At 26.1% G+C, this 26,190-nt stretch carries 26 protein-coding genes; 11 read left to right on the top strand and 15 right to left on the bottom strand.

Going from position 1 to position 26,190, the window contains the following annotated elements; genetic code table 11:
- Nucleotides 1–14: 14 nt before the first annotated feature.
- From NG904_RS06805 to NG904_RS06770, 8 genes are all read right to left on the bottom strand, one after another.
- Complete coding sequence (locus tag NG904_RS06805; protein WP_252213153.1) at nt 15–2,006, bottom strand: fructose-1,6-bisphosphatase; 1,992 nt, start codon at nt 2,004–2,006, stop codon at nt 15–17.
- A 366-nt stretch (nt 2,007–2,372) separates the two neighbouring features.
- A complete protein-coding gene (locus NG904_RS06800; RefSeq protein WP_252230653.1) occupies nt 2,373–3,233 on the bottom strand; it encodes an NAD(P)/FAD-dependent oxidoreductase in 861 nt (286 codons plus the stop codon).
- Between the two features lie 17 nt (nt 3,234–3,250).
- Nucleotides 3,251–3,565, bottom strand: a complete 315-nt coding sequence (gene trxA / locus NG904_RS06795; protein WP_252213151.1) for a thioredoxin — start codon at nt 3,563–3,565, stop codon at nt 3,251–3,253.
- A gap of 302 nt (nt 3,566–3,867) precedes the next feature.
- Nucleotides 3,868–5,574, bottom strand: coding sequence for an ABC transporter ATP-binding protein (locus NG904_RS06790; protein ID WP_252213150.1), 1,707 nt, complete (start codon nt 5,572–5,574; stop codon nt 3,868–3,870).
- Between the two features lie 240 nt (nt 5,575–5,814).
- Entirely contained in the window at nt 5,815–6,486 is a 672-nt protein-coding gene (locus NG904_RS06785) for an ABC transporter ATP-binding protein (protein WP_252213149.1), read from the bottom strand.
- The gene (locus NG904_RS06780) at nt 6,470–7,240 is read right to left on the bottom strand and encodes an ABC transporter permease (protein WP_252230650.1); all 771 of its coding nucleotides are present in this window, start codon (nt 7,238–7,240) and stop codon (nt 6,470–6,472) included. Before NG904_RS06780 ends, NG904_RS06785 begins: the two co-directional genes overlap by 17 nt.
- Nucleotides 7,215–8,195, bottom strand: coding sequence for an ABC transporter substrate-binding protein (locus NG904_RS06775; RefSeq protein WP_252213147.1), 981 nt, complete (start codon nt 8,193–8,195; stop codon nt 7,215–7,217). Before NG904_RS06775 ends, NG904_RS06780 begins: the two co-directional genes overlap by 26 nt.
- A gap of 329 nt (nt 8,196–8,524) precedes the next feature.
- Complete coding sequence (locus NG904_RS06770; protein ID WP_252213146.1) at nt 8,525–8,944, bottom strand: YaaR family protein; 420 nt, start codon at nt 8,942–8,944, stop codon at nt 8,525–8,527.
- A gap of 171 nt (nt 8,945–9,115) precedes the next feature.
- Here NG904_RS06770 and NG904_RS06765 point away from each other — a divergent pair, with 171 nt between their 5' ends.
- Nucleotides 9,116–9,415: a hypothetical protein gene (locus NG904_RS06765; protein ID WP_252213145.1), complete on the top strand. Its 300-nt coding sequence runs from the start codon at nt 9,116–9,118 to the stop codon at nt 9,413–9,415.
- A gap of 204 nt (nt 9,416–9,619) precedes the next feature.
- Complete coding sequence (locus NG904_RS06760; protein WP_252230648.1) at nt 9,620–11,023, top strand: spore germination protein; 1,404 nt, start codon at nt 9,620–9,622, stop codon at nt 11,021–11,023.
- 152 nt (nt 11,024–11,175) lie between these two features.
- On the opposite strand, the gene NG904_RS06755 is transcribed toward NG904_RS06760, so the two are convergent.
- Together NG904_RS06755 and NG904_RS06750 are read right to left on the bottom strand one after the other, a co-directional pair.
- Nucleotides 11,176–12,012, bottom strand: coding sequence for a CvfB family protein (locus tag NG904_RS06755; RefSeq protein ID WP_252213143.1), 837 nt, complete (start codon nt 12,010–12,012; stop codon nt 11,176–11,178).
- A 23-nt stretch (nt 12,013–12,035) separates the two neighbouring features.
- Complete coding sequence (locus NG904_RS06750; RefSeq protein ID WP_252227106.1) at nt 12,036–12,545, bottom strand: gamma carbonic anhydrase family protein; 510 nt, start codon at nt 12,543–12,545, stop codon at nt 12,036–12,038.
- A gap of 141 nt (nt 12,546–12,686) precedes the next feature.
- Here NG904_RS06750 and NG904_RS06745 point away from each other — a divergent pair, with 141 nt between their 5' ends.
- Nucleotides 12,687–13,682: a CehA/McbA family metallohydrolase domain-containing protein gene (locus tag NG904_RS06745; RefSeq protein ID WP_252227109.1), complete on the top strand. Its 996-nt coding sequence runs from the start codon at nt 12,687–12,689 to the stop codon at nt 13,680–13,682.
- Nucleotides 13,683–13,959: 277 nt separating this feature from the next.
- Here NG904_RS06745 and NG904_RS06740 read toward each other — a convergent pair whose 3' ends face one another.
- Entirely contained in the window at nt 13,960–14,652 is a 693-nt protein-coding gene (locus NG904_RS06740) for a Fic family protein (RefSeq protein WP_252230646.1), read from the bottom strand.
- A 448-nt stretch (nt 14,653–15,100) separates the two neighbouring features.
- Nucleotides 15,101–15,439, bottom strand: a complete 339-nt coding sequence (locus NG904_RS06735; protein WP_252230645.1) for a hypothetical protein — start codon at nt 15,437–15,439, stop codon at nt 15,101–15,103.
- Nucleotides 15,440–15,669: 230 nt separating this feature from the next.
- Between NG904_RS06735 and NG904_RS06730 the strand changes: the two genes are divergently transcribed.
- The 3 genes from NG904_RS06730 to NG904_RS06720 all read left to right on the top strand — a co-directional run bounded on the left by NG904_RS06730 (nt 15,670) and on the right by NG904_RS06720 (nt 17,318).
- A complete protein-coding gene (locus NG904_RS06730) occupies nt 15,670–16,137 on the top strand; it encodes an Lrp/AsnC ligand binding domain-containing protein (protein WP_003370983.1) in 468 nt (155 codons plus the stop codon).
- A 78-nt stretch (nt 16,138–16,215) separates the two neighbouring features.
- Nucleotides 16,216–16,416 carry a DUF378 domain-containing protein gene (locus NG904_RS06725; protein WP_252230644.1) on the top strand — a complete coding sequence of 67 codons (201 nt, stop codon included), beginning with the start codon at nt 16,216–16,218 and terminating at the stop codon, nt 16,414–16,416.
- Nucleotides 16,417–16,556: 140 nt separating this feature from the next.
- Nucleotides 16,557–17,318 carry a putative ABC transporter permease gene (locus NG904_RS06720; RefSeq protein ID WP_252230643.1) on the top strand — a complete coding sequence of 254 codons (762 nt, stop codon included), beginning with the start codon at nt 16,557–16,559 and terminating at the stop codon, nt 17,316–17,318.
- Nucleotides 17,319–17,517: 199 nt separating this feature from the next.
- Here NG904_RS06720 and NG904_RS06715 read toward each other — a convergent pair whose 3' ends face one another.
- The gene (locus NG904_RS06715) at nt 17,518–19,269 is read right to left on the bottom strand and encodes a phosphoenolpyruvate carboxykinase (RefSeq protein WP_252213137.1); all 1,752 of its coding nucleotides are present in this window, start codon (nt 19,267–19,269) and stop codon (nt 17,518–17,520) included.
- 215 nt (nt 19,270–19,484) lie between these two features.
- On the opposite strand from NG904_RS06715, the gene NG904_RS06710 reads away from it, so the two are divergent.
- Together NG904_RS06710 and gltX are read left to right on the top strand one after the other, a co-directional pair.
- The gene (locus NG904_RS06710) at nt 19,485–20,348 is read left to right on the top strand and encodes a ComEC/Rec2 family competence protein (RefSeq protein WP_252213136.1); all 864 of its coding nucleotides are present in this window, start codon (nt 19,485–19,487) and stop codon (nt 20,346–20,348) included.
- 155 nt (nt 20,349–20,503) lie between these two features.
- Nucleotides 20,504–21,961, top strand: coding sequence for a glutamate--tRNA ligase (gene gltX / locus NG904_RS06705; RefSeq protein WP_252213135.1), 1,458 nt, complete (start codon nt 20,504–20,506; stop codon nt 21,959–21,961).
- Nucleotides 21,962–22,088: 127 nt separating this feature from the next.
- Here gltX and NG904_RS06700 read toward each other — a convergent pair whose 3' ends face one another.
- Together NG904_RS06700 and NG904_RS06695 are read right to left on the bottom strand one after the other, a co-directional pair.
- On the bottom strand, nt 22,089–22,829 hold the full coding sequence (locus NG904_RS06700; protein WP_252213134.1) for a ribonuclease H-like domain-containing protein: 741 nt from the start codon (nt 22,827–22,829) through the stop codon (nt 22,089–22,091).
- A 14-nt stretch (nt 22,830–22,843) separates the two neighbouring features.
- Entirely contained in the window at nt 22,844–23,572 is a 729-nt protein-coding gene (locus tag NG904_RS06695) for an HAD-IB family hydrolase (protein ID WP_252213133.1), read from the bottom strand.
- Nucleotides 23,573–23,800: 228 nt separating this feature from the next.
- Between NG904_RS06695 and NG904_RS06690 the strand changes: the two genes are divergently transcribed.
- The 3 genes from NG904_RS06690 to NG904_RS06680 are packed head-to-tail and all read left to right on the top strand — an operon-like array spanning nt 23,801 to nt 26,013.
- Entirely contained in the window at nt 23,801–24,022 is a 222-nt protein-coding gene (locus tag NG904_RS06690; protein ID WP_252213132.1) for a FeoA family protein, read from the top strand.
- A gap of 15 nt (nt 24,023–24,037) precedes the next feature.
- The gene (gene feoB / locus NG904_RS06685) at nt 24,038–25,801 is read left to right on the top strand and encodes a ferrous iron transport protein B (RefSeq protein WP_252213131.1); all 1,764 of its coding nucleotides are present in this window, start codon (nt 24,038–24,040) and stop codon (nt 25,799–25,801) included.
- A gap of 59 nt (nt 25,802–25,860) precedes the next feature.
- A complete protein-coding gene (locus NG904_RS06680) occupies nt 25,861–26,013 on the top strand; it encodes a FeoB-associated Cys-rich membrane protein (protein ID WP_252213130.1) in 153 nt (50 codons plus the stop codon).
- Nucleotides 26,014–26,190: the final 177 nt, after the last annotated feature.

Raw genomic sequence — 26,190 nt, 5'->3', positions numbered from 1 at the left:
AATAAGATAAGNNCTTATCTTATTTCTTTTATTATTCCTTTTCTATATATTAATAATAATTCCTTCAAATCCTTAATTTGAGCTTGTAATTCCCTACCTATATCCGTATCTTCTACTGTTTTTCGTTTAAGTTTTTGCTCTACTACAAGAGTTGTAGATAAAATATCTTTTTCTTTCATTATAGATTCTTCTGTAGATGAGAAGTGTTCATGTGAAACTAATTGTAATCCATAAGAATTATATATTAAAGTATATCCTGCAATACCCGTTTGCTTTTGATATGCCTTAGAAAAACCGCCATCAATAACTATCATTTTACCATTAGCCTTTATTGGACTTTCTCCATTTTTCTTTTTTACTGGCACATGTCCATTTATAATTCTAGATTCATTGGGGTCTAATCCAAATTCTCTAAGTATCATATCACACATTTCCTCTCGATCTCTTAATTTATAATATCCTGTCTTCTTTTCTATATGAGATATTTCGTCATCTATGAAATATCTTTCAAATGTAGCCATTTGTTTTTTACCAAATAAAGGTGATACCGGGCCTGTCCATAAATACCACATTATATCCATTCCATAAGTCTTTTCTTCACTACCAACTTTTTCAAAGTAACCTTCTCTAGATAAAGAATCAAATTTTTCTAATAATCTTTTACTTTTATATTCTTCGCCTTGTATGCACATACTTTTTAAATTTCCTTCATCATCTAAAGGTATACATCCATGAAATAATAAATTAGAATTAAATTTTAAATACATATTTCCTTTAGAAAATAAAAATCTAACATGTTTTTGTAATTTATCACTATTTACAAAAGAATAGACAAGTTTATCTATAAGCACTGATTCCTCATCTGTAAGTTTATATGGATCTTTAGGATCTATTGTTGGAAAATTATTATCATTTAATGTATATTCAGTTCCGTTTAATATTATAGTTCCTTTTTCATAATCTATTTTATCTAATAACAATCTTCCTTCTAATTCAAATTCAGGCCTTCTATCTATTATTTCCTTTTCTAATTTAAACTGTAATATTGTTATAGCTTTATGCATTTTAGATACTAAATCTACTTCTTGACTTGCAGATGGGTCATCTTTCTTTACTTTTGGAATAAATGATTCACATGGATCATCTTTATAATACTTTAATGCAAAGGTCGCTAAAGGTAAAAGATTTATTCCATAAATTTCTTCAACCAAATCTAGATTTGCATATCGTGTAGATATTCTTAAAACATTAGCAACACAAGTTCTTACTCCTGCTGCTGCTCCCATCCAAAGCATATCATGGTTACCCCATTGAATATCCACTGAATGATATTCCATAAGAGTATCTATTATAATATCTGGTCTTGGTCCTCTATCATATATATCTCCTATTATGTGAAGTCTATCTATAATCATTCTTTGTATTAACTTAGATAATGCAATTATAAATTCTTTTGCTCTTCCTATATCTATAATAGTGGTTATTATCCTATCATAATACTCTTGTTTATCTATTCCATTAAATTGTTCATGCAATAACTCCTCTATTATATAAGCGAAATCAGATGGAAGTGCTTTTCTTACTTTTGATCTCGTATATTTAGATGAACAAAATCTGCATATTTCTATAAGCCTATTTAAAGTTATTTTATACCAATCATCTATATTTCGTTCTTCTTTTAAAACAATATCTAATTTTTGTTCTGGATAATATATTAAAGTTGCTAAACTTTTTATATCACTTTCTAATAAAGATTTACCAAAAAGATCTTCTATCTTTCTTTTTACAACTCCAGATCCATTTCTTAATACATGTACAAAAGGCTCATATTCACCATGTATGTCACTTAAGAAATGTTCTGTACCTTTGGGTAAATTAAGAATTGCTTCTAAATTTATAATTTCTGTAGATGCTAAAGCAATGTTAGGATATTGCTTAGCTAACAATCTAAAATACTTTAGTTTTTTACTGTCTTCCTGCTCATTATTATTCATTTTAACCTCCATAATTCACATAAAATATATTGTTATAATTACTATATATTTAAAATCCCCTCATATAAAACATTAAACCATTTTATACAAATTTTGTCTACGAATAAATTTCTAAGCATTTTTTATTTATTGGTTTTATGCTATACTTTTTTCTAATAAAATAAATTTAAGTACTCATATTTATTACTTATTTAATAATTAGTATACACTAATGTGTTTTTATAAAAATAACTAAAAAATATTAGAAACTTAATTTTATTAACTTCCTAATTATATAAACTTCTAAATATCTATATGACAAAAACGCATTTTAAAATGTTTTAAATATTTTAAAATGCGTTTTATTTATAAGGTTCTATATTGAATATATATATTAATTTATTTTAATGAATCTAAGTATGCAACAGCACTTAATACTGCAATATTCCCTTCTCCAGCTGCTTTAATATATTGATATGGTTTTCCAGTACAATCTCCTGCTGCAAAACATCCTTTTATATTGGTTTCCATATTTCTTTTAACTTCAACATGACCATTTACTATATTTAAACCAGGTACTAATTCTTTAGGAGATATAAAGTTTTTAAGCAAAAAAACTCCTTCAGTTATTAAATTATTTTCTTTTAAGATTAATTTTTCTACCTTTTCCTCTCCTATAATTTTTACTGGCTTATCTTCTATTATAGTAATTTTATCATTGATATCATATTCACCTCTATACATAGGTATATAATAAACTGTTTTTGCTAACTCACTAACATAGTTAGCATCTTTTTCTCCATCCTTATTATATGATATTATAGATACTATTTTATCTTTATATAATGGTGCATCACATGTAGCACAATATCCTACACCTCTTCCTAGAAATTCTTCTTCTCCATCTAATGCCTTAGTATACTCTACACCTGTTGCTATTATTACACTATTAGATTCATATATTTCTTCATTCCCTATTAATGTAAAGTATTGTCCCATAGCATAAATATTATTTATTCGTTCATTTTTTATATCTATTTCCATAGCATTTATATGATTTAAAAATTTTTCTTTTAAATCTTCACCACTTATGCCATAAAATCCTAAATAATTATTAATTTTAGGAGCTCTCTCTAATTTTGAACTCAAATTACTATTTCCAAAAACAATAAACTTCTTATTTCTTATTTTAGCGTTTAGAGCTGCTGAAAGGCCTGCGGGTCCACTTCCTATTATTGCAATATCATATCGTTCTTGCATAAATTTAAACTCCTAAATTATAAATTATCTTTAATTAAGTCTGATAAAGCTTCTTTAGGTAAAAATCCTATTGATGTTTCTATTGGTTTGCCATTTTTAAATAATTTTATAGTTGGAATACTTCTAATTTCATTAACTCTAGATGATAATGGATTTTCATCTATATCTATTTTAGTAAATTTAACATTTTCAAATTCCCCTTCTAATTCTTCCAATACTGGAGATAACATTCTACAAGGTCCACACCAAGTTGCCCAAAAATCTACCAAAACTAATTCATTACAATTTAAAACTTCATTTTCAAAATTTGAATCATTAATGTGCTTTATCATAAATTTCCTCCTCAATTATTTTCACTACTAAATTTAATACTCTCTATATCAAAATATTCAGTTACTTTAATATTGTTCATATAAAAAGTGATTACTCTTTTCTTTTATTAAAAATGGAAAAAGTTCATAACAGTTATGGTTAAAAGATACAATCTTTCTTAAATTTATAATATTAATTTACCCATAAATAACTTTTTTTATTATTCCTAAAAATAAAAAAAGTTCACAAAACCAACTTAATTTCGTGAACTTTAAATACAATTACCAATTTTTTCATTATTCTTTATATATTTTGCTGTGTTTTAAATTGAAGCTATTTTCTGTAATTTACTATACTCACCATTTAACTTCATTAATTCATTATGACTTCCCTTTTCTATTATTCCCTTATTTCCAATAACAACTATTTCATCTGCATTTTGAATTGTTGATAATCTATGTGCTACAACTATAGTTGTCCTTCCCTCACATAATTTCTTAAGGGATTCCTGGATTATATGCTCTGTTGTATTATCTAAGGCAGATGTTGCTTCATCAAGTATCAAAATAGACGGATTCTTTAAAAATACTCTAGCAATAGAGATACGTTGCTTTTGACCACCTGATAATTTTACGCCTCTTTCTCCAATATAAGTATCGTATCCTTCTGGCAAGCTTTCAATAAATTCATGAATATTGGCCATTTTAGCCGCTTTTATAATTTCATCTTCGCTTGCATTAGTTTTACCATATAATATATTATCCCTTATAGTACCAGTAAATAAAAATACTTCTTGTTGTACTATACCTATGCTTTCTCTTAATGAATCTAAAGTTACATTATATATACTTTTTCCATCTATTAGTATATCGCCATTCATAACATCATAAAATCTAGGAATCAAATTACAAATTGTTGTTTTTCCTCCACCAGAATGTCCAACTAAAGCCAACATTTTTCCGCTTTCTATATCGATGGAAAAATCATCTAATACTTTTTCTCCTTCATAGCTAAAACTAACATTCTTAAATTCTATATCTCCTTTTACATCATGTAATTCAATGGCATCTTTTTTATTCTTTTCTTGATCTTCATTCATAATTTCCATATATCTTTGGAAACCAGTTATACCATTTTGGAATTGTTCCATAAAATTAATTAACTTCTTAATAGGATCTGTAAATAGTCTTATATATAACATATATGCCATAAAATCTCCAATATCTATTATTCCCTTAAAAGTAAATAGACCTCCCCCTATTAAACCTACATAATTTAATATATCTATTCCAAAACCTGCTCCTGAGAAGTATTCAGCCATTACTTTATATGCTTTTTCTCTTGCAAAGATAAATCTCTTGTTTCCTTTTTCAAATTTTTCTTGTTCTGTTTCATGACTAACAAAAGCTTTAGAAATACTTATTCCTGAAATACTATTTTCAAGACTTGCATTTATTGCACCTGTTTTTACTTTTGTATCTAGAAACGCTTTATTCATTTTCTTTCTTTGATACATAGTAAATAAAACAATAAAAGGTATAAATGCAAAAATCAATAATGTAAGTGGAATATTAATTGTGCATAATATAATAAATGAACCTGTAAGCATTACTATTGATATAAATATATCTTCTGGTCCATGATGGGCAAGTTCTGAAATTTCCATCAAGTCATTTATTATTCTTGACATAATATCACCGGTCTTATTATTATCAAAATATTTATTAGGTAATTTTTGAAGATGATTAAATACATCTCTTCTCATATCACCTTGCATTCTTACTCCAACAACATGTCCCCAATATTGCATGAAATAACCACATAATGCTTTAACTAAAAATATAATTAATAATGTTACCGCAAAAACTACTATTAATCTTATATTTTTATTAGGAATAGAATCATTAACTAGAGTTCTTGTCATCATTGGATAAACTAAATCACATAACGCTGCTATAAACGCTGCTATCAAATCCATAAAGAATAATTTCTTATATGGTTTATAAAAACTAATAAATTTTTTTAACATAAAATCCTCCTTTTATTATTAGATCATGTCTTAAATTGATGTTGATATATGCAATAGGTGAAGTGGCATTGTAATTGGACTTTTAGAACTCTTAATGAGTATTGTCACATTTACTGCTTGTCTCATTTTTACATTGGAGCAAGCTAAAATTGGACTATACTCATTTTAGTGTTCTTAAGTTCAATTACTTAGTCCAGCTTTACTTATGCATATATCAACACACTACTAAAACATATGCTATTACTTAATTAAATTAATAATATCACTCTTAAAATCTTGTAAATCTTCATTAAAAATGCCTTTAATCTTAACAGGTCTTTCTCCAAAAACTATTATATTACCATTAAAATATATAGCTTCATCAACATCATGAGTAACTAGTACTACTATTCTACTCTCATTTAACATAATATTTTTAAATTCATCAATTATTTTATATTTTAATGTGTAATCTAAAGATTTGAATGGTTCGTCCATTAAAATAATTTTAGATGGTTTTCCAAAAGCTCTAGCTATATTTACTCTCTGCTTCATTCCACCACTTAATTCTTCTGGATATTTATTTTTTACATCTTCAAGTCCTAATGAAGATAAAATATATTTTATTTTTTCTTTTAGTTCTAACTTATCATAATATTTTTTCAAGGCAAAAATTAAATTTTCTTCAACTGTAAGCCATTCTACCAATCTATCTTCTTGAAATATGTAACTAACTTCATTTTTTGATATTCCTGAAATCTCTCCATCATCAAATTTAAGAATTCCAGCTAACATATTAAGCAAAGTGCTTTTTCCACAACCTGATTTTCCGACTATGCAATTTACTTTGCTATTTTCTAAAGTTAAATTAAACCTTTCGAAAACTATTTCATTATTATAAGCTTTACTTAAATTTTTAATTTCTATTTTCATTTTTCTTCCACCTATATATCCTAGTTTTAAACAAATTATTTATAAATTCAAAAGCTAGTGATAATATCGCAATAAGTACTATCCATGCAAATATTCCACTAGTGTTAAAATTCACTTTTTCAAGTTGTATTGCAGAACCTATTCCATACCTAGGTTGTCCATGTACTTCTCCTGCGATAACAACTTTAAATGCCAAAGAGAAAGTTGATACCAATATACTTGCTAAGTGAAATTTTATAATTGGAACATATATTTTTTTTATTTTTTCTATAAGAGATATTTCATATATATCCATCATATCTATTATTTTTTTATCTATACTATTAAGACTTCCAACTATTCCTTCATATAATATTGGAAATGTTATAGCAAACCCTACTATAAATGGGGCCTTATCTTTATTGAACCAAACCAATACTAACACTACTAATACCATAGTTGGTATAGTTTTAGCAAAAGAATTTATTGGAGCTAATAAAAACTTAAAAAAGGGATACATAAATGTAAGCACCCCTAAGATTATAGCTAAAATTATAGCTAAAATATAGCATAACACAGATCTATATACACTACTAATAAATATTAAATTAAAATCATTTTTACCTATAATTTTAATCATTTCAGTTATTACTTGTTGAATATTTGGTAAATATATATCATTATTTATAATAACTGCAAGAACTTGCCATACTATTAAAAAGAATAAACATGATGCTAGAATACATATTCTATTTTTCCATGTATATTCCTTCATCTGGTATCTTTCCTCCTACCGTTATGTTGTCAAATTCATATAAATTTTTAAAATAAGTATTATATTCACTAATAGAATCTTTTATATCAACGTATTTTATATTAGCCCTTTCCATGGCTGATACTATTATATTTTTATTAGCTGATACACCTATTTCCTCACAGTAGTCTCCTAAAGCTTCTTTGTCTTTATATGCCCATATTGTGCTATTTTCTATTTCTCTTAAAATATTTACAACTAGCTTTTTATCATTTTCTATTAAATCTTTTTTTATTATTATAGTCGCTTGAGGGTAACCATATTTTGAATCATTTTCTTTTTTCCATTCTTCATTTAAATCCAGAAGTATATTTAGATTATCTTTTTTGCTTAATACAGTAGATAACGCTGGTTCTGGTAATACTGCATAATTAGCTTTTCCTGATAAAATTACTGGTGCTATTTCTGTAACTCCTCCAACATAGCTAAGGTTCACATCTTTATCTGGATCTATATTGTTATTTTTTAAAATAGCTTTTGTTATAATATCTGGAGTTAATCCCTTTCCAATATTATAAATTTCCTTACCTTTTAATTCATCTATATTTTTAGAATTATCAGTAGAAACTATATAAAAAGATCCCCAGCCTACTGTTCCAACTATTTTGTAATCACCATTTTTATTATAAGATATAGCAGGTACATTGGATGGTACTATGGCTATATCAGCTTCACTTTTCATTATAGATGTAACAACATTATCTGATACTTTTTCAATGTTATAATTAACATTATATCCTTTTTGAAATCCTGGTTTTTCCTTTATCATTTTAGCTATAGATATTGCTGGAAGTCCATCTGGAACTACAAAATTAATTTCCTTAACTTCATCTATAGTTGTAGTTTTATTTTCTCCACACCCTATAAACATAAATATTGATATAATAGGTATTAAAAATATTGATAATCTCTTCATTAAAATCCACCTTCCTTAATTTTTATTATAATTATCATAACACAATAATTATAACAAACCTCCAAATTAAGTATATCCATAATTTAATTTTAAAATGTAATTAACTCTTAGTTCACTTTGTTTTTTTCCTTGACTCTCAACTTTTCACTATCAGTTCTCAACTAATATTTAACTTTAGGCACACTCGAAAAAATAACAAGTCCATTTGCCCGCCTATTTTCCATTGCAACTTTGGGATTATTATTTATTTTCATGTGCCTTAGGAATTCTATACATAAATAAGGTTTAATACTAAATACTCATACTTTAGCATTAAACCTTTATGTATTCTATCTATATATATCTACTATTAATCCTTGAATTTCATCTATAGTTGCTGCTAAATTCAAGTTTTCCTTTTCTTCAGATAGTAACATATTTGTCAGTTCTTCTAACTTTTCATCTATAGTATCAACAGTAACAAAATATTGAGTTTGCCAAAAACTAATATCTTTCTTTGTATCATACATAAACTTTAATATTGATTCTAAATATTCTTTTATCATCTTTTTATACATAACAACATCAACATATGTTTTAGTTAATACAAGCTTGTTTCCTCTTTTTTTGATGTCATCCATTAATTTACGAAGTTGTTCTTCTGACTTTCTTTCTCTGGCATGATTAAAGCTTTGAGAAAAATCTTTTTTTTCTGATACAATTTTTCTTTCAGTTGACACATTTCCGCTTCGTACTCTTCCAATTTCCATTACTGATCAATCCTTTCTTTCATAATAATTATATCAAAAAAAGTATCACTTCTCTATAAATTATAATTTTTTACTATTTTTAATTACTTTTTTCATGATTTTTTCTAGTATAAATTATGAAAATTTTATACTACTATTGAGTTATAATTTTAATATTAGGAGGACTTTTAAATGATAGTTAAATGTATAGATAATAGTTTATGTGATGATTTAAGTTTAAGCAAAGATTACTTAGTTATTGAGGAAGCACCTGAGTATTTTGTTGTAATTAGTGACAAAAGTGAAGAAATAACTTGTAAGAAATCTAGATTTAGAGTAATTCAAGATGGTGAATTAGCTAAAAAGACCAAAGCTACTATTAATGAATTATCTTATCAATTAGACAATGATTTTTCTGATATAAAACAATTTAATATAAGAAAAAATTCTAAAGGTGAAATTAAAGAAATTTCTATTAAATTTAAATACTAATTTTTATTTTCGGCTCTGTTTTAACAGAGCCTTATTTTTTTGTAATTTACATTCTGTTTTATGACAGTATTGATATTATATTATCCAGATCATAGACAAAAAAAATCCACTTAGTCTATTAAATATATTTTGCATAAATTTTCTTGTAAATCACATAATATTTTCATAAACATATAACAAAAAATATGAAAGAGGTGTAGTTTTTTGAAAATCACATCAGGTTTTGATAATAATATTTCTTTAATAAAATCGAAACTCAAAGTTAAAGAGAGCTTTGATATTATTCAAAGGAATATAATAATAGGTAATAAGAAAACAACTATGTTTTATATAGATGGATTTACTAAGGATGACGTTATGGAACGAATAATGAATGGATTTTTTACAATAAAGCCTGAAGTAATGAACTCTTATAAAACACCAAGTGAATTTATAGATAATGCCATTCCTTATATAGAAGTTTCTGAAGAAGTTGATTTGGATAAAATAATTGATGCTGTGCTTTGTGGGCAAACCTCAATGTTTATTGATGGATATGATAAGTGCATAATTCTAGATATGCGTACCTATCCGGTACGTGGACTTGCAGAACCTGAAAAGGAAAAAACTTTAAGAGGCGCACGAGATGGTTTTGTTGAAACAATAGTTTTTAATACAGCTTTAATTCGTAGAAGAATACGTGATTCTAGATTAATTTTTGATATGCATACTATAGGTAAAATTTCAAAAACTGATGTATGTATAGCTTATATGGATGGTATTGTTGATAAACGTAGCTTAGATATAGTATTAGAAAAGATTAAAAAATTAAATGTTGATACCCTTACATTAGGAGATCAAAGTTTAGTTGAAACCTTAAGTAACCGTAATTATCTTAATCCATTCCCTAAAGTTAGATATACAGAAAGACCTGATGTTGCATCCTCTCATTTAACTGAAGGAAATATAATTATTTTAGTAGATAATTCTCCTACTGCTATGATTTTACCAACTTCTATTTTCGACTTTCTACAAGATGTAGATGATTATTATTTTCCGGTATTTACAGGTAATTATTTAAGAATAATTAGAAATATTATAACTATATCAACAATTGTTTTAACTCCACTTTACTTACTTTTTATTAATGGAAATATAACTTTGCCAGCTGAATTTAATTTTTTATTTCCAAAAGACAGTTACTCTATACCTATTTTCTGGCAATTTTTAATATTAGAAGTAGCTATTGATGGATTAAAATTAGCATCTTTAAATACCCCTAATTCTCTTGGAATGTCTTTGTCCGTTATTGGTGGATTAATATTAGGAGAATATACCGTAACTACTGGTTGGTTTATACCTCAATCCATATTATACATGTCAATAGTTGCTTTAGCTAGTTTTGAGCAGTCTAGTATAGAGTTAGGCTATGCTTTAAAGTTTATGAGAGTATTGTTATTAATCTTAAGTGCAATTCTAGGTTATTGGGGATTTATAGTAGGACTACTATTAATAGTATTTATTATGTATTCTACTAAAACAATTACAAATGATCGTTATTTTTATCCTTTAGTTCCTTTTAATTGGAGCAAATTAAAAAATCTATTATTTAGAACAAGAATTAAATAAGTTCAATTACTTAGTCTACTTTATTTATGTATATATCAACACATTTCTAAAACACAGCATTATAAAAAGATATGCTATTAATTAAACGGCATATCTTTTTATATAAAATCTTATGTAATAATCATATCTCTAAAATATAGTTTTAATATTTATTATAATAATCTTGTTCCTTCTTTGTCTTGAGCTATTAACTTTTGTTTCATTAATCCACCAAGTGCTATTTTAAAATAGTTCTTACTAGTATTAAATGTTCTTTTTATATCTTCTGGAGAAGACTTGTCATTGAATGGCATAAATCCTCCATTTTCTCTTAAGTATTGAAGTATGTCTTTTGATAGTACATCTCTTTCATTTAATCTTGTTTTTCTTGTTGTAATACCAATTACTCCATCTTCATATATTCTCTTAACTCTTGCATTTACTGCTTGACCTGGATATAAATAGTCAAAATGTTCATTACCTAATATTATTCCTTTGTACTTTCTATTTATTGCAACTTTTAAAGTTCCATTATAACCACTTTCATACACTATTGCTTCAATTTCATCTGAAGTTTTAAATTCTTCAGGTGATGCAAATTCTAAATAGTTATCAACTCTAGTTGTAAGAGCTATTCTATCCGTTTTATCTAAGTACATGTAAAATAAATACTTTTCTCCTGTTTTTAATTTATATATTTGCTCTTTAATTGGTATAAATGCATCTCTTTCAAGACCAAAATCCGCAAATGCTCCTATACCACTTTGACCAACTACTTCTAAGTAACCTACTTTTCCAACTGTTAAACTTGGAGTTTTTAATGTTGATATTACCCTATCCTTTGAATCCCTATAAACAAAAGCCTCTACTTTATCGCCAACTTCTATTTTGTTTTCATTTAAAGATGAATTTGGTAATAACACTTCTTCACCCATATCATTTTCTAAGTAATATCCAAAATCAACTTTTTTACTTACCTTAAAATTATTATATTCACCTATTAGTATCATATTTCCTCCAATTTATTACCTTATTAATTACTGTCTGCCATCTTCTTAGCTAAATTAACATAAGTTAAAGAGCTTTCTTTATTAGCTTGAATTTCTTCCTGTGTTAATCTTCTTATAACTTTTGCAGGATTTCCAAGTATTAATGATCCGTCTTCAAACTCTTTATTTTGAGTTACTAAGCTTCCAGCAGCAACAACAGAATTTTTACTTATTTTAGCTCCATTTAATATTATAGCTCCCATACCGATCAATGCATTATCTTCTATTGTACATCCATGAATTATAGCTCCATGACCAATAGTAACTCCGTTTCCTATGGTCACTTTATTTTCACCATCTCCATGAATAACAACATTTTCTTGTATATTAGTTTCGCATCCTATAGATATTGATTGTTCATCACCTCTAAGTACAGCACCAAACCATATGTTAGAATTTTCTTTAATAACGACATCTCCAATAATAACAGATGTTTCAGATATGTAAACACCTTCTGATATATTAGGAATATTATTTAAAAAATTCTTTACCATTATTTTTCCCACTTTCTTCTTTTTTATAATTAAATTTAGCTAAGATATCTAAACTTATTTTATCATTACATTTAGTTATTGTCATTATTTTACCGCAGAAGATATATTATATACTGTAAGCAATTTTATAGGTAGGATAATTTGACTAAGAAAAAAACACAAATTAACTTTAAAAACTTAAAATTTTACTATGGCATTCCTCATGCTCATTGTGGCTTTTCTACTGGAAGAGGTACCCCAACTGAAGCATTTGATTATGCTCGACATAACGGATTAGATTTTTTGATTTTAACAGATCATAATAATTATCTTATTAAATCTGTTAGAATGAACGGAAATGAATTAAGTAAATGGGAAGCTTTAAAATACTTAAGAATAAAATATAGAAGAAAACATGATAACTTCCTACCAGTAATAGGATTTGAAAGTAAAACTAGTGGATTTGGAGATATAAATGTAGTGAATTCTAATAGATTTTTTACTGGTATAGTTAGTAATCTTAAATTATTAATATTATGGATGTTTAATAATCCAAACGCCTTTATAAGCCTTAATCATCCCCATAAAAACATAAATTACTTAGAGTATAGCCCTTTATTAAATAAACTAATAACATCTATTGAGGTTGGTAATGGTTCTGCTCCAAATAAATATTCTAGATATGATAAGTATTATTACAATTTATTAGATAAGGGTTGGCAACTTGGTGCTATAAACTCGCAAGATAATCATAGAATGAATTTTGGTGATGATGAAAATTTAACATGCATAATTTCTAATGAACTTACTTTAGACTCCTTAATAACTGCATTTAGAAGTCGACATACTTATTCAACTGAATCTAAATCTTTAGTTATGTACTTTACTATAAATAATGCTTTTATGGGTGAAACTATCCCTTTAGATGATAATGAACTAGAATTTTATATATTTATTCAAGATAACAATTATAAAATTAAGGAGATAAATATAATTTCTTTTTCAGGTACAATAATAAAAAAAATACCTGATTTAAATTTAAATCGTATAAAATACATTTACAGGCATAAAGCTGAAAATAATGAAAAGTGGTATGTTATAAAAACTATATTAGAAAATGGTAAGGTAGGAATAAGTTCACCTATTTTCCGGGTTTAATTTAGAAATTCTTCTTTGATGAACATAAATTTTTAATTTGTAAATGCGGTTCCTTTTTAGTTGAAAGTGGCTTTGGTTTAAAGTATTAAAGACTTTCTAAAGTATATATTATAAAATTCCTGTACAATTAAAAAATTTCTAAGGTGGTGTTTTGCCCCCTTAGAAATTTTGAACATTTATCTTCTAGTTCTATTGGTGTACCTGTAAATCCTATAAATAAAGCATCATTCATTCTTTGCTCTAATAAACAATTTTTTTATTGATTCCTTGTTTACATTTAATATCTTTCTAAACAATAATCATAAAAAAATTCAAAAATCTTATCCCCATCATGATTATTATAAAAATCAACCATCAACGTATTAAATTCTAATCTGTTTTTTACTTTAACATTAAATACACCTTGACCATTAAATATTAAGATTAAATTTGATACAAGTCTCGATGTTCTTTTATTTCCATCATAATAAAACTGATTTAAAGCCCCCCAAAGAAATATATCAAAAGCTAAATCAATGCTACTTTGACTTCTTTCTATTAATATTGGTAATTCCTTATAAAAAATATTTTCTAACTCTTCTGCTTTTGGCGGAATAAAGTCTGTACCCCCAATTCTAACCTGCCCAGTTCTAAAGCTTCCACTTATCAAAGCTTCATCCTTAGCTACAATTCCATTTAAAGAATCAAATAACTCTTTTCTTATATTTATTTTATCTTTATTAACACTCTCAAAAATGAAATTCCATCCATCTCTTATTCTTAAAACTTGTTGCTCATCACTTAATTTATGACCACCAATAGTTATTCCTTCTAAAAGAGTTTGTACTTCTGGATATGTAAAAGGGTTTCCCTCTAAACTAGCCATATTAAAAACCATATCCGGTAATAACTTTTTAGTTAATATTATTAATTTACTTTTATCTAAAGCTGGACTAAAATCTTCATAAAATTTTGTTCTTTCAAACAGCATGTTTATATCTCCTCTTTTATACTTGAAAATTATTCTATATCTTTAAGTTATAACTAAATCTCACATTCTTAATTATCAATTATTCAAACTTTCTTTTAACAAAATCAGACATTACACTTTGGACATTTTTTATAGGTTATTGACATAATTAATATCTATCCCTTTATCTTACTTAGCAATATTGAATGCTTCACAATAATACTTTTTAGATGTATCACCCATTTTAATGTCTTCTAATCCTCTTAAAAATTATTAAAATTCACTTTCTAAATTTACTTTAATTATTATCAAATATAAACTTATATTATGCAAAATCAACTTATCTAAAAATACTTATATATTAAAAGGAGCCATAGCACTAATCAAAATGTCTTTAATCATAGAAAACATTTTATAGTGTAACAGCCCCTTTTAAATTCAGATTAAACGTATAAAGTCTGAATTTATTTTATTTTCCATTATCTTTATGTTTTACTCTATTAGGTTTTGCTTTCGGTTTTATAACAATTTTCTTTTCTGACTTTTTAGGTCCACCTGTTTGAAGTATATCCATAAACCATAAGAAAAATAATACAGATAAAACTGATAATAACATTTGTACTGGAACTACTTTTTTTGTAGTTGTCAAAAACATTTGAACTAAAAATAATACAATTGCTATAGAAAGAGGCACCCATTTGTTTACTCTCACTTTTTTAAATATATACTTTCTGCAAATCCAATAAAGTAAAAGTGTAAATGCTAAAACTCCTATAAAAGTAAGAATCGTCATAATAACACTACCCATATATGTCATTCCTCCTTAAATGTGTATATTAAATAGTTTATTAGATATTATATATATAATCAAGCTTTACTCGTATTTTTTTATTTTTATGAAAATTTTATTATAATACAAATTATTACTTTAATAAAAATTTTGAAAATAATTAATAAATTTATTGATTTTTACTTTTATAATCCTCCAATATTTGATAAAATTAAATTTAGATTTTATGATTATTAAGAGGTGATAATATGAAACTAGTTGCAAATGCACATTTAGATGAATTAGACTTACAGATTTTAGATTTATTAATAAAAGATTGTCGAACCCCTTATTTAGAAATAGCAAGAATTTGTCATGTTAGTGGAGGAACAATCCACGTAAGAATGAAAAAAATGGAGGATTTAGGTATAATTAGAGGTACTAGAATTCTTCTAAATCTACCTAAACTAGGTTATGATGTTTGTTGTTTTGTTGGAATATATGTAGATAAAGCATCTTGCTTTACTTCTGTATTTGAAGAAATGGCTAAAATAAAAGAAGTCGTTGAGCTTCACTTAACTACTGGAAACTATTCAATGTTTGCTAAAGTAGTTTGTACTAATATTTCTGATTTACAGGATCTTTTACTTAATAAGATTAATAATATAGATGGAATTTCAAGAACTGATACATTTATATCATTATCACAACCAATAGACAGAAATATATCTTTATAATTATTTTTATTTTAAAGTAATAAAAACACACTTTTAAGTAAATACTGTTATTGAAAGAACTGCTAGAAGTATGATTTTATGAAAGCATTTGATTACATTGCACTTATTTCAGTTGTTATAAGTGCTATTAATTGGGGTTTGATTGGATTTTTTCAAATAAATATAGTAGCAATACTATTGGGATGTTATATAATTTTTAGTAAAATAATTTATTCTTTAATTAGAATGGCTGAGATATACTCGCTTTCTTTTTTCACAAAAGAAAGAACCATAGCATAAATTAATTTTAAGCATCATTTCTTTCTTGAAATTGATGCTTAATTTTTATACTATAAAAAAATTAATGTAAAATTAATCTTTTTATAGTATATAAATTCTAGATTATATACTATAATTTAAATATTATGTTAGGAGGTACTATGTATATATTAAATAGTTTTAGCTTATATGACTTAATTTACTTTTTTATGATATATTCTTTTTTAGGATGGTGTGTTGAAGTAATCTATGCATATAAAAATAATAATTACTTTATAAACCGAGGCTTTTTATATGGTCCTTTTTGCCCTATCTATGGTTTTGGAATTGTTTTTATGTTAGTTTCATTACATAATTTCACAAATAACTTATTGTTATTATTTGTTTTTGCCACATTGCTAACATCGCTTATAGAATATTTAACAGGTTTCATTTTAGAAAAGGTTTTTAAATCCAAGTGGTGGGATTATACTGATGATGCCTTTAATCTTCATGGAAGAATATGTCTTGAATTTTCATTATTATGGGGGGCTGCTTCTGTAATAGTTATAAAATTGCTTCACCCTGTGATTAAATATTTGATTGATAAATTGCCTACAACTATTGAAACATATGTTTTTTATATTATAGTAATTTATTTTTTAATTGATTTTGTTCTAACTGTTAATTCTTTGGTTGATTTTAAAAATCTTTTGATTAAACTTCAAACAGATAAAAGTGGTTTATTCGAAAAATGTGTTGAATTTATAGCTTTTACCAAAAAGAAGGCTAGTAATAAGTCAAAAACTTTAGAAGCTAAATTTACAAAATTTATATTAAAATTAAATCATATAAGATTAATAAAATCATTCCCAAATGTTTCTTCAAAATCATTTGATTCAATACTTAAACCATTAAAAGAAAAGATACTAAAAAAAGATTAAAAAATCTTTTTTTAGTATCTTTTTAATTTAGGTCATGTTTTAAACATGAATTGATATATTTAATAGGTAAAGTGGCATTGTAATTTAACTTTGAGAATCCTCAATGAATATTGTCACATTTACTGCTTGTNNATTCCTAAGTTCAATTACTCAGTCCACTTTACTTATAAATATATCAATATTTTTTAAAACATACTAATTATAGTTTTTTAATCTCTTCAAATAATTCTAAAGCTGCATTTTTAGGACCATTCTTCTCTTCTCCACATACTCCTAAACAAGTTTTAATTTGACCAACTTTAGTTTGCTTTGATTTAAACATAAAATCAAAATACTTTTCTATGAGTACATTAGTCTCATCTTGTTTTTGAACTGGACCAAATGGATTTGCAAAGAATGATTCAACTAATCCTTTTTCTGTTGTAGTTCCCTTAGCCATTCTTGCACCTGATCTAAATACATTTACTGCGTCTTCAGCGCAAGTGAAATATTCTAGATGTTTTTCATTTTCTTTTACATCCTCATAATTATTTGCATAAAAGAAGAAATCAATTTTATATCCTGCCATTATTTCTTTGTAAGATGAAACTGGCATAACTAGTCTAGCATTCACTTTATCAGGATTCATAAATATACTTCTATCCATTTCTTTAAAAGCATATCCTTGGTCCAAATCATCTAATCTAACAAATGCTCCTATTTCTGTACCATACCCTTTTATTTCACCATCTTCTAATTTAAAAGTTCCCATATCATCAAATATTATAGTCATATCAGATATATAATCTTCACTTAAGCTTCTAAATGCTTCTAAGCTTTCTGATTTTCCTGCCCCACTATCCCCCATAATAACTACATTAGCTGTTTTTCCATTTTTCAATACAATATTTACCATAGCCCCATGTATTGGTAAATATCCTTTTTTAATCATTATTAAATTATGAAGAGTTAATGACATTTTTTTCATATATCCAAAATAGTCAATTTTATCTGAATGATTTATATAACCAAGCATAATATCATTTTTATAATCATTATAGAATACAGTCTTTAAATCTTTTCCATTTTCATCATTTGCGCCAAATACAAATACTATATCAGGTCTTCTGCCTCTTATCTCTTCTGTTCTAGCCATCTCGAATAAGTTACATAAAGTTATTCCATGTTCCATATAATCTCTATGGAAGTATATATATGCTAATGACTCTCCTATTTTAGCAGGATAACAAAACCAATGTTCTTTGTTTATACTTGCATATTTTAATGGATTTTCATCAATTTCTGAAAACACTCCATCTCTTGTATTTCTCTTTGGATAAGTTATAAATGGTGTTTCTAAAAGAATGTTATCTATAAAAGGTATATCTTCTAATATTTCATACCCTTTAGGAATGGGCCACTCCATTTGATGAATCATGATACATGCGTTTCCACCAGCAGGAATTTGTCTATAAACCTTAGGTTGATAACCTAATACATTTTTTTCAACCTTCCTATATAATTTAAGTATGATTACTGAGAACTCTGCATTTGCTTCTGTAAAGCTCATTGCAGCTAATCCTTGTCTTAATTTATATCTATGAATTATTGTATATCTTTCTAATCTTCTCCAATAAGAATAAAACTCTTCTACAAATCTAATAAAGCTATCTTTATTAGTCAATAACGCTTCAAAACCTGGACTTAATTCTATAATTTCTTCTACACCCATTATTGTTAAAAATTTTATAGCTTTTATTAATGCCTTGCAAATCTTAGATGTATCATTTGATTCTAATGAATCTGTTAAAAATCTATATGTTAATGTATTTTTTCTTTTTGATTTTTCTAAATAACTATTTAATACCCTTCTAAAGCCTTCACTTTCTAACACTGAATCAATATTATTACAATACTTTGTAGTAAAATTAATCATTACTTTATCATTACTCATGGAAAATTCTTTTTTCATTTATTTGCCCCCTATTATGAATTTTTAAATAAGTCAATATTGCATTTTTTCTATAAAAGCTGTATTTTTATTTAATTATAACATAATTTTTGCAATATTCAACCTTTCAATTTTTCATTTTTTTAATTTATATACATATTACATTAATTGAAATCCTTATCTTTTTTAAGAATTATTTTCTATTTAATGGTAAAATAATTTAAAGGAGTGTTCTTATGAGAGTTAAAAGAAATTTGAAATTTAAACTACTATTATTATTTATAATATTATCTACATTATTTATGCTAAGATACTTGAATTTAAACACTAATTACTATGATTATAATAATATGATTATTCACTACATTGATGTGGGACAAGGTGATGCAAGTCTTATACAAGTAAACAATATAAATATGCTAATAGATTCTGGTCCAAAAGAATCTAGAAATAAAATTTTAAGTTACCTGCGCTCATTGAATATAAAAAAAATAGATTATATTATTGCAACCCATCCTCATGAAGATCATATAGGTAACATGGCTAAAATTATAAAAACTTATGGAATTAACAAATTTTATGCACCTAAAATAGAAAATACTACATCTACATTTGAAAAAATGATAGATGCATTAAAAGATAAAGATCTAAAAATTAATGTATTAAAAAAAGATACTAATACCATTGATCTAGGAAAGAATACTCATGTAACTGTGTTTTCTCCAATTAAAAATCTATATGACAATATAAATAATTATTCACCTGTTATAAAAATTCAATATGGAGATACTTCCTTCTTATTTACAGGAGATGCTGAAAAAGAAGTAGAGAGTGAAATATTATTAGATTCAAACAATAATATAAAAAGTGATGTAATAAAAATAGGTCATCATGGTTCATCCACCTCCTCAAGCAAAGCTTTTATTGAAAAAGTAAATCCTTCACTAGCTATAATTTCTGTTGGTAATGATAATAAATTTAATCATCCTAATAAATCCACAATAGAATGTTTAACTAAAAGTAACATAAAAATTTATCAAACAAATAAAGAGCATACAATTATCTTATCTTCTGATGGACATAAAATAATAAAAAAATAATTATGTATGAGATGAATCTAAGTCCTCCAAAATATTGACATAGAATGACTGTTGATATATCATAGAATTAATATTATATATATTATGTCCCTTTCATTTAATATTCATAATGAAAGGGCTTTATTTATGAAGATTTGTATAGGAGTGAAATAAAAATGGCATCAAAAAAAATTAGAACAAGATTTGCACCTAGTCCAACTGGTTATATGCATGTTGGAAATTTAAGAACTGCACTTTATGCTTATCTTATAGCTAAACATGAAGATGGAGATTTCATACTAAGAATTGAGGACACTGATCAGGAAAGATTAGTAGAAGGTGCGGTTGATATTATATATAACACGCTAAAATTAACAGGTCTTAACCACGATGAAGGTCCAGATGTTGGCGGTGAAGTTGGACCTTATGTTCAAAGTGAAAGAAAAGCTATATATCTTGAATATGCAAAAAAATTAGTTGAAAAAGGAGAAGCTTACTATTGTTTCTGTTCTAAAGATAGATTAGATATACTTAAAGAAAATGCTGAAGCTTTAAAGAGACCATTTAAGTATGATAAGCATTGTTTACATCTTACAAAAGAAGAAATAGAAACAAATCTAGCTAAAGGATTACCTTATGTAATAAGACAAAATAATCCTACAACTGGATCAACAACTTTTGATGATGTTATATACGGTAAAATAACTGTAGATAACTCTGAACTTGAAGATATGATTTTAATTAAATCTGATGGTCTTCCAACTTATAATTTTGCAAATGTTGTAGATGATCATTTAATGGGTATAACTCATGTTGTTAGAGGTAATGAATACCTTTCATCTTCACCTAAATATAATAGATTATATGAAGCATTTGGTTGGGATGTTCCAGTTTATGTTCATTGTCCACCAATTATGAAAGATACTCATCATAAATTATCAAAAAGAAATGGTGATGCATCATTTGAAGATCTTATTCAAAAAGGTTATCTAAAGGAAGCTGTACTTAACTACATTGCATTACTTGGATGGAACCCTGGAACAAATGAAGAAATATTCAGTCTTGAAGAATTAACTCAAAAATTTGATTTCAAGGATATAAGTAAATCACCTGCTATATTTGATGACGCTAAATTAAAATGGATGAATGGTGAGTATATAAGAAAACTTTCTTTAGATGAGTTCCATGAACTTGCTGTTCCTGAATATAAGAAAGTTTTAAAGAAAGATTTTGATTTAAAATTCATTTCAGACTTATTACATACAAGATGTGAATTATTAAGCGATCTAGCAGAACAAATTGATTTCTTAGAAGAGTTACCAGAATATTCGACTGATCTTTATGTTCATAAAAAAATGAAAAGTACAGTTGAAAGTTCATTAGAAAACTTAGAAAAAGTTTTACCAATTATTGAAGCAATCGATGAAGCAAATTGGAATAAAGATTATATCCACGAAAAAGTGTTCGAATTAATAAAATCATTAGAAATTAAAAATGGTCAAATGTTATGGCCTATAAGAACTGCTCTTTCTGGTAAATCATTTACTCCAGGTGGTGCTTTCGAGCTTGCTATATTACTTGGAAAAGAAGAATCAATTTCAAGATTAAAAAAAGGTATAGAATTACTTAAATAATAGAAACCCCTCTGCATAATCATTTACTATGCAGAGGGGTTTTAAGGTACCGTATTATTTAGACTTTCTTAGCTTTAAATTTCATGCACTTAATCTAAAGCTAAGAAAAATTTATTTTAAGTTGAACTTAGTGATTTATTATTGATTTATTTTCATAATTAAAATTATCTATTTCATCATCCAATTCTTCTATACTCTCATCTAACTCTTCAATTTCATTATCATCATATATATATTTCTTCCACTTAACATAAATATGATATAAATTAACCACATCTTGTTCATTATAAAGAAGTATTTTTTCTATTTTTTCCTCTGGCATTCTTTTGAAGTAACTTTTGTCTTTTAATACTTTATGAAAAGTTTTAGCTAAATTCGATCCACTAATTACTTCTCCTTCCCTTATAATGTCAAATAGCTTTTCTAAATTTTTAAGTCCTATAGATGTGGTTTTATTTTTTTCATATTCTTTTTGTATATCTATTGAATCAAATTCCTTGTTAAAATCATATTCTATCCCATATTGTTTAAAAAGATAATTTATAACAGTAAAATCATTATTCCCTGAAAATGTCACAATTGCTTTTTTACCTAATTTTTTCATCTTAATAAAATAGTTTCGCGCCAAATATAATATATCAGCTACTTCGTCTCTATCTTCTATCATATATTGTGTTACCAAAATTTCATTTAGTCTTTTATTAAATTCACAAGCTCCAAATACTCCAATACACTTTGGTTTTTTATATACATAGTGTTCAAGATCAAAAAATATAAGCTCACTAGGTAAATACTCTCTATTTTCAGGTTTTATCATAAATTCATCACTAAATTCTTCTACCTTTACGTTGTTCTCACGAATAATCACAGTACCACTCTTTCCTATACAAATTGTATATCTTCAATATTTAAGTTATATATTACATCCTTTCTTTCTACTATAACATTAACTTTATTTGTCACTTCATTGTCACTCATAACTTTTTGTAAAAGTTCTTTTGTTGGATTAATGCAAAATGGATGTCCTACATGCTTAAACATAGTATAATCTCCAGATGTATCTCCATAAGCATAACTTTTGTTAAGGTCTATATCATATTTCTCTACAAGTTCATTTATAGCTTTAGATTTACTCTCGCTATCCCACATAGGTATAACTTCACTTGTATACATATCTTTCTTATCTACCATATAAATTGTACCTTTATAATCATTAAAGCCATATTTATTGGCCATTTCTCTAACAAGTTCTGAAGGCGAACCTGATATTATTATTATAATATGACCTTGCTCTTTATGCCACTTTATTCTATCTCTTGTAAAAGTGTAAACCCTATCACCTTTTTGTTCAACTACTTTTTGCGCTATATGCTCTACTTGATGCTTTTCTAATCCTTTGATAGCTTCTAAATAAACATCTACCATCTTTAAAAGATAATTGTCATAATCACCTTGTCTCTTATCCCATTTTAAAAAATGAGGCTTTACTTCATTATACCATCTCTCAGGCGCTATAATCTCATATTTAACCATCTTTTTAAATACTTCTGTAATTAAACCTTCTCTGTATAATGTTCCATCTAAATCAAAAAATGCCCCTATTTTTGACATTATCTCACCCCGTCTTTCATAGTATAGTATATTTTTTATATTTTATTATACTGTATTTTTTTAATTAGTTAAAGTTTGTATTATATTTTCTTATTTATCTTTAATTATTTATATTTTTTCCATTATATTATATATTATGTTTTTGGACTTCAACTATTGACTAAAGTGTAAAAAAGATGCTATTATTATACTTTGAACGATAATAATTTTCAATTAGAGGTGATATTCATGTGTATTTGCGATTTAAAACCTGGTGAAAAAGGAATAATAGATTTCATTGAAGGTGATTTAAAATTAAAGAAAAGATTATCAGCCTTAGGATGTATTAAAGGTACTGAAATTGAATTTAAAAGAAGAGCTCCTTTAGGAGATCCAATAGTTATAAATTTTAGAGGATTTGATTTAGCTATTAGGAAAAATGATGCTAAGAATATATTCTTATCAATATAGGGAGGATTTTAACTTATGACGACCATAGCTTTGCTTGGAAATCCTAATGTAGGAAAAACTACTTTATTTAATGCTTTAACTGGATCCAATCAATATGTTGGTAATTGGCCTGGAGTAACTGTTGAAAAAAAAGAAGGATACATAAATGACATAAAAATTGTAGACTTGCCAGGAATTTATGCAATGGATACTTTTTCAAATGAAGAAAAAGTAGCAAAAGACTTTTTGCAAAATGGACAAGTTGATTTAATACTAAACATAGTAGATGCTTCTAATTTAAATAGAAATCTTTACTTAACAACTCAATTAAAAGAATTTAATAAACCAATCATATTAGCAGTAAATATGATTGATGTAGCAGAATCTAAAGGTATTTTTATAGATTATAAAAAGCTATCAAAATTATTTGACGTTGAGATAATTCCTATATCTGCTGGAAAAAACATTGGAATTGATAAAATTTCAGCAAAATTACAAGAAGCTAATTTTAAAAACTCAGAAAATAATGAGAGGTTTGAATTTTCTTCTGAAGAAGATGCTTATTCATTTATTGAAGATACATTAAAACAATGTATAAAATCGGAACAAAATAATGAAATAACTACTTCTGAAAAAATAGATAAGATTCTACTTAATCCGTATTTTGCTTATCCAATCTTTTTAATGATAATAGCTTTAATGTTTCAAATTACATTTTCTTGGGTTGGACAGCCTTTATCAGATTTATTAGACACATTTTTAAATGATGCTTTTGTTCCTTTTGTAAGTAATTCATTATCAAGCACTGCTCCTTGGTTTCAATCTTTAATAATTGATGGAATAATAGCAGGTGTTGGTGGAATACTAGTATTATTACCTATAATTTTAGTATTATTTATATGTATTACCATATTAGAAGATAGTGGTTATATGTCTAGAGTAGCATTTTTAATGGATAAATTAATGAGAAAAATGGGATTATCAGGAAAAGCATTTATACCTATGTTGATTGGTTTTGGCTGCACTGTCCCTGCAATAATGACTGCAAGAACTTTAGAAAGTGAAAAAGATAGAAAACTTACTTCTTTACTTGTTCCTTTAATGTCATGTAATGCACGTTTACCAGTTTATGTAGTATTTGCATCTGTATTTTTCACAGATTATAGAGGGTTAGTTGTTGCATCATTATATTTTTTAGGTGTACTTCTAGCATTCTTACTCGGTATATTATTTAAAAATACATATTTCAAAAAAGATGAAGAACCATTTATAATTGAAATTCCTGAATATAAAATGCCAAAACTATCATCGATTTTAAAGCAAACAGGAGATAAAGGAAAAGACTTTTTGAAAAAAGCTGGAACAATAATCTTTGCTATGAGTGTTGTAATATGGTTTTTATCAAACTTTAACTTTACTGGTATGGTAAGTGAAGTAAATGAAAGCATTTTAGCTTCTATTGGTAATGTTATAGCTCCTGTGTTTTCACCTTTAGGATTTGGAAATTGGCAATCTGCTGTTTCATTACTTTCAGGACTACTTGCTAAAGAATCAGTTATAGCTTCTATGCAAGTAATTTTTGCTGGTAATTTAGATATTGTTTTAGGTGCACATTTTACTGCATTATCTGCCTATTCTTTCTTAGTATTCATATTACTATATACACCTTGTATTTCTGTAATTGGAACTATGAAAAAAGAATTTGGTGCTAAATTTACTTTATTTTCAGTATTTTATCAATTAGTACTTGCTTGGATAGTTTCATTCCTAGTATTTAATATAGGTAACTTAATCATATAAAAATATAAAAATATAAAATTAAAATTTCAACTAATTATTACATAAAGGTGATGTGATTTATGGTAGAAATAACTTGTACTATACTAATTGTTTTATCTTCAGTTTTTATAATTATGAAATCAATAAAAAATTCATCTAAAGGCAAATGTAATTGCAGTAGTAGTTGTAAAAATTGTTCTAAAACATGCAGTAATATTTTAGATAAAAAATAGACTATATTTTAGAGCGTTGGTATTCTATCAACGCTCTTTTAAATATAGTCTATTTTTATGTTGTTCTATGTTTTAGAAGTGTATTATTGATATATGCAAAGAAGCAAAGAGCTCTAGATTGAGTAATTAAACTTAGAAATGACACTTTACCAATTACATAGAACAAAATCGCTAAGG

This window comes from Clostridium sp. ZBS15, assembly GCF_023845705.1.
GTDB lineage: Bacteria > Bacillota > Clostridia > Clostridiales > Clostridiaceae > Clostridium > Clostridium aquiflavi.
The sequence above is the reverse complement of the archived record's forward strand: the minus strand, read 5'-3'. Positions and strand labels throughout refer to the sequence as shown.

Excerpts from the sequence above, each read along its gene's own strand:
- NG904_RS06805 (WP_252213153.1), bottom strand. The coding sequence starts at position 2,006 with ATGGAGGTTAAAATGAATAATAATGAGCAGGAAGACAGTAAAAAACTA.
- NG904_RS06800 (WP_252230653.1), bottom strand. The coding sequence starts at position 3,233 with ATGCAAGAACGATATGATATTGCAATAATAGGAAGTGGACCCGCAGGC.
- trxA (WP_252213151.1), bottom strand. The coding sequence starts at position 3,565 with ATGATAAAGCACATTAATGATTCAAATTTTGAAAATGAAGTTTTAAAT.
- NG904_RS06790 (WP_252213150.1), bottom strand. The coding sequence starts at position 5,574 with ATGTTAAAAAAATTTATTAGTTTTTATAAACCATATAAGAAATTATTC.
- NG904_RS06785 (WP_252213149.1), bottom strand. The coding sequence starts at position 6,486 with ATGAAAATAGAAATTAAAAATTTAAGTAAAGCTTATAATAATGAAATA.
- NG904_RS06780 (WP_252230650.1), bottom strand. The coding sequence starts at position 7,240 with ATGAAGGAATATACATGGAAAAATAGAATATGTATTCTAGCATCATGT.
- NG904_RS06775 (WP_252213147.1), bottom strand. The coding sequence starts at position 8,195 with ATGAAGAGATTATCAATATTTTTAATACCTATTATATCAATATTTATG.
- NG904_RS06770 (WP_252213146.1), bottom strand. The coding sequence starts at position 8,944 with ATGGAAATTGGAAGAGTACGAAGCGGAAATGTGTCAACTGAAAGAAAA.
- NG904_RS06765 (WP_252213145.1), top strand. The coding sequence starts at position 9,116 with ATGATAGTTAAATGTATAGATAATAGTTTATGTGATGATTTAAGTTTA.
- NG904_RS06755 (WP_252213143.1), bottom strand. The coding sequence starts at position 12,012 with ATGATACTAATAGGTGAATATAATAATTTTAAGGTAAGTAAAAAAGTT.
- NG904_RS06750 (WP_252227106.1), bottom strand. The coding sequence starts at position 12,545 with ATGGTAAAGAATTTTTTAAATAATATTCCTAATATATCAGAAGGTGTT.
- NG904_RS06740 (WP_252230646.1), bottom strand. The coding sequence starts at position 14,652 with ATGCTGTTTGAAAGAACAAAATTTTATGAAGATTTTAGTCCAGCTTTA.
- NG904_RS06735 (WP_252230645.1), bottom strand. The coding sequence starts at position 15,439 with ATGGGTAGTGTTATTATGACGATTCTTACTTTTATAGGAGTTTTAGCA.
- NG904_RS06730 (WP_003370983.1), top strand. The coding sequence starts at position 15,670 with ATGAAACTAGTTGCAAATGCACATTTAGATGAATTAGACTTACAGATT.
- NG904_RS06725 (WP_252230644.1), top strand. The coding sequence starts at position 16,216 with ATGAAAGCATTTGATTACATTGCACTTATTTCAGTTGTTATAAGTGCT.
- NG904_RS06720 (WP_252230643.1), top strand. The coding sequence starts at position 16,557 with ATGTATATATTAAATAGTTTTAGCTTATATGACTTAATTTACTTTTTT.
- NG904_RS06715 (WP_252213137.1), bottom strand. The coding sequence starts at position 19,269 with ATGAAAAAAGAATTTTCCATGAGTAATGATAAAGTAATGATTAATTTT.
- NG904_RS06710 (WP_252213136.1), top strand. The coding sequence starts at position 19,485 with ATGAGAGTTAAAAGAAATTTGAAATTTAAACTACTATTATTATTTATA.
- gltX (WP_252213135.1), top strand. The coding sequence starts at position 20,504 with ATGGCATCAAAAAAAATTAGAACAAGATTTGCACCTAGTCCAACTGGT.
- NG904_RS06695 (WP_252213133.1), bottom strand. The coding sequence starts at position 23,572 with ATGTCAAAAATAGGGGCATTTTTTGATTTAGATGGAACATTATACAGA.
- NG904_RS06690 (WP_252213132.1), top strand. The coding sequence starts at position 23,801 with ATGTGTATTTGCGATTTAAAACCTGGTGAAAAAGGAATAATAGATTTC.
- feoB (WP_252213131.1), top strand. The coding sequence starts at position 24,038 with ATGACGACCATAGCTTTGCTTGGAAATCCTAATGTAGGAAAAACTACT.
- NG904_RS06680 (WP_252213130.1), top strand. The coding sequence starts at position 25,861 with ATGGTAGAAATAACTTGTACTATACTAATTGTTTTATCTTCAGTTTTT.